At 64.9% G+C, this 1,398-nt stretch carries 1 pseudogene; it reads left to right on the top strand.

The features are described from left to right. Nucleotides 1-174: 174 nt before the first annotated feature. Nucleotides 175-1,364, top strand: a pseudogene (locus tag SB754_RS19105) (integrase core domain-containing protein). Nucleotides 1,365-1,398: the final 34 nt, after the last annotated feature.

The following is a 1,398-nucleotide window of genomic DNA, read 5'->3' as shown; positions in this document are numbered from 1 at the left end:
TGTTATGTCTCAGGACATAGGTGACGATTCTGCCTCAGGACATCGGTAACACTTCAGCGGTCTTTGGTGGTGACACTTCTCCCCGATCTTTGAGGGATGAGCCGCGTTGAACCTGTCGATCCCCGTGTCCGTCTCGCGATCACCCAGTGGCCACCTGATGCGCCGCGCGGGTCGGTGACCACCTTCTGCGCCGAGCACGGCATCTCCCGAAAGACGTTCTACGAGATCCGCAAGCGTGCCATCGAGGACGGCCCGGCCGCTGCGCTGGAACCCCGATCGAGGCGCCCGCGCGCCAGCCCCGGCAAGATCACCAACGAGATCAAACAACAGGCCATCCAAGTCCGCGCGGCGCTGGAACAGTCCGGCCTCGACCACGGTCCGATCAGCGTCCACGACAGGATGCGGGCGCTTCGGATCACACCCGTTCCTGCCGTGTCCTCACTCGCCCGGATCTTCCGCGACGCCGGCGTCGCCCGCCTCGAGCCGCGGAAGCGACCACGCGCCTCCTACCGCCGGTTCGTCTATCCGGCGCCGAACGCGTGCTGGCAGATCGACGCCACCGAATACGTCCTCACCGAAGGTCGCAAGTGCGTCATCTTCCAACTCATCGATGACCACTCCCGCCTCGCCGTCGCGTCCCACGTCTCCTTGACCGAGAGCTCGGAAGGCGCGATCGCCGTCGTCGCCAAAGCGATCCGGATTCACGGTGTTCCCCAGCGGCTGCTGTCGGATAACGGCATGGCGCTCAACCCGTCCCGGCGCGGGTTCGCCGGGCAGCTGGTCACCTTCCTCGCCTCGTTCGGCGTCGAGGCGATCACCGGCAAACCGTTCAAACCCACCACCCAAGGCAAGAACGAGCGCTTCCACCAGACCCTGTTCCGCTACCTTGACAAGCAGCCCATCGCCGCCACCCTCCAGCAGCTGCAGGAGCAGGTCGATGCGTTCGACATCATCTACAACACCCAACGGCCACACCAAGCCCTCCCCGGCCGGATCACCCCGCAGCAGGCCTGGCAGGCCACCCCGAAAGCAGAATCACCAAGGCCGCCTGCGCACGACTCCCGGCTCGGACGCCGTGACGACGGCATCCGCGTCAAGTTCGTCGACCGCGGCGGCAGCGTCGAGTTCCACGGCATCCGATTCGGCATCAGCCGCGACTACAGCCAAAAACGAATCGCGATCATGGACACCGGCCCCACCGTCATGTTCTTCGACCTCGACGGCACCCTCATCATCGAACAACCCTGGCCCTCACCCGGCGTCAAATACGTCAGCAACGGCCGACCCCGCGGCCGCCGCCCTAACCCGCGACCAGACGAACCGTCACCGATGTCCTGAGACACCGACCGCTTCCGATGTCCTGAGACACTTTCGCTTCCGATGTCCTGAGACATCACA

The sequence above is a fragment of the Leifsonia sp. SIMBA_070 genome (assembly GCF_046534635.1).
Classification (GTDB): Bacteria; Actinomycetota; Actinomycetes; order Actinomycetales; family Microbacteriaceae; genus Leifsonia.
The sequence above is the reverse complement of the archived record's forward strand: the minus strand, read 5'-3'. Positions and strand labels throughout refer to the sequence as shown.